The following is a 2,353-nucleotide window of genomic DNA, read 5'->3' on the forward strand; positions in this document are numbered from 1 at the left end:
GCATGGGCTCGGTCCGGCCAAGGCGATCAAGCTGCTGGCATCGATCGAGCTGGGCAAGCGCATCGCCCAGATCACGCCGGAGGAGCGCGCGCAAATCCGTGGGCCGGAAGACCTGGCCGTTCTTTTTCAGCCGATGATGGTTGCGCTGGAGCATGAAGAGTTGCGTGTCGCCGTGCTTGATACGAAGCATCGCCTTGCGCGTGTCGTTACTGTGTATCAGGGCAGCGTGAACAGCGCGCAGGTGCGTGTGGCCGAAGTGTTCCGCGAGGCAGTGCGGGCCAACAGCCCAGCCATCGCGATCGCGCACAACCACCCCAGCGGCGACCCGACGCCATCCAGCGCCGATGTTTCGCTCACCGCCGAGCTCGCCCGCGCCGCCACGCTGCTGGACATCGATCTCATCGACCACCTCATCATCGGCGATGGTCGCTGGGTGTCCCTGCGCCGGCTCGGGCTGGGCTTTCCGACGGGGAGGTGACGGCCTATTCCCCATGCAGTTGCGTAATTCGCATGCCTCGCAGATGATGGACGCGGGGAGTGCGTGGGAGGCACGAGAGAACTCGGTAGGAACAGGTGATGGAGGTTCGCGATGAGCGATTCCGCCCAGTGGTGGACAATAGGGCTACTTGTTGCCTTCATGGTTATTGGTCTGGCGATGATCTTTCTGTCACGCGGGCAGAAGGATGTCGCCTCGTCCAGATTCGTTGGTAACGGCGTAGTTGCGTCGGGTGATGAGACGGCTGAGCTGCTGGCGAGTGGCAGCACGTCGGCACCGACGAGCGCCGACGTGACTCATACGAGATTGCTCTACGCCACGGAAGCGGTGGCCGACGGAGTTGGTGACGCTGCCGCCAAGTCTGCGGCGCTATCGTCAATCGACGTCACGGCTGTCGAGGACGCCGGGATGGCGGCTACATTGGCGGCAGGTGGTGACCTGCCCGAGACGGAGCAACCAGCGCCGGCTGTGGCCGCTGCGCCGAGTGTGCTGACAACTGAGCCGGCTATACCCGTTGTCGGCACGGAACTCTCCGAGCGCGACTGGGCGACCACTGATTCGCCAGCAGAGGTGACGGCGACGCTTCCGGTGGTTGATGAGGCACCAGCAGGTCAGGAGACGACGGCCGATGCGAGCGCGGATGCGACCGGCGCGGAGTCAGTCGCTGCGCCGATGTCGTTCGTCGGGCAGTCGGATGCGACGGTGCAATCGGTGCAGATCGTGGAGTTGCACCACGGTGCAGATGGGCATGATCACGGTAGCGAGTGGATCGTTATTGGCAACGAGAGTGCCGGGATGGTCAATCTGGCCGGCTGGCGGCTGACCGACGATGGCGAGAAGCACGTCTACACATTCCCGTCGTTCGACCTGGCAACCGGTGGTCGCGTGAATGTCTATATGGCGCGCGGGGATGATGGCGGGGACGCTCTCTACGTCGGGCGAAACAACCGCTGGTGGAACAACGATGGCGACTGCGCGTACCTCTACGACGCCAGCGGAGCGCTCGTCGATCGCCACTGCTATGGGAACGCCGTACCTGCGGAATAGCGCCACACTCCACAGCGCCCGCGTGGCGATGACGCCCCGAGCCTCGATTGCAGCGTGCAGAGGCGGCAACGACTGCCGCCGTCCGAAGGGAGACACTGATGGACTTCCGGCTCACCGACGAGCAACGCACCGCTCAGGCGCTGGCGCGCGAATTCACCGAACGCGAGATTGTGCCGGTCGCGGCTGAGTACGACCAGCAGCACCGCTTCCCGCGCGAGATCCTGCAGCGTGCCGCACAGGCCGGGCTGACTTCGCTGACCGTCCCAGAGGAATACGGCGGGGCTGGTGCGTCGCTGATGACACTCGCGCTGGTCTCCGAGCAGTTTGGCTGGGGCTGCGCCGGCATCGCCACCTCGCTGGGCATCAACACGTTGGCAGCCGATCCGATCCTGCTGGCTGGTCGGGACGATCAGAAGCACGAGTATCTCGGACGCTTGAACGAGGGTGCACTGGGTGCCTACGCGCTGACCGAGCCGGCGGTCGGCTCGGACGTGTCGGGCGTGACGACGCGGGCAAAGCGCGTTGGCGATGACTACGTGCTGAATGGCAGCAAGATCTGGATCTCGAACGCGCCGCACGCCGACTTCTTCGTCGTGTTTGCCAAGACCGATCCCGAGGCGGGCCGCAGGGGGATCAGCGCGTTTCTGGTCGAGCGCGAGACGCCGGGCCTCGATGTCGGCAACCCGCTGCCGAAGCTCGGGCAGCGCTCGTCACCGGCGGCGGAAGTGTTCTTCAATGATGTCGTCGTGCCGGAACGCAATCTGCTGGGCGAAGAGGGTGCCGGTTTCCTGATCGCGATGGGTGTGTTCG

At 64.8% G+C, this 2,353-nt stretch carries 3 protein-coding genes; all 3 read left to right on the forward strand.

Features of this window, described 5'->3' with window-relative positions:
• A partial coding sequence (gene radC, locus M9890_15735) for a DNA repair protein RadC (protein MCO5178406.1) occupies nt 1-478 on the forward strand: 478 nt, incomplete at its 5' end.
• Between the two features lie 111 nt (nt 479-589).
• Complete coding sequence (locus M9890_15740; GenBank protein ID MCO5178407.1) at nt 590-1,543, forward strand: lamin tail domain-containing protein; 954 nt, start codon at nt 590-592, stop codon at nt 1,541-1,543.
• Nucleotides 1,544-1,641: 98 nt separating this feature from the next.
• The coding region (locus tag M9890_15745) for an acyl-CoA dehydrogenase family protein (GenBank protein ID MCO5178408.1) at nt 1,642-2,353 on the forward strand (712 nt) is incomplete at its 3' end.

The sequence above is a fragment of the Thermomicrobiales bacterium genome, assembly GCA_023954495.1.
Lineage (GTDB): Bacteria > Chloroflexota > Chloroflexia > Thermomicrobiales > CFX8 > JAMLIA01.

Bases quoted from the DNA above. Each gene is read 5' to 3' on its own strand.
- M9890_15740 (MCO5178407.1), top strand. From the start codon at position 590: ATGAGCGATTCCGCCCAGTGGTGGACAATAGGGCTACTTGTTGCCTTC.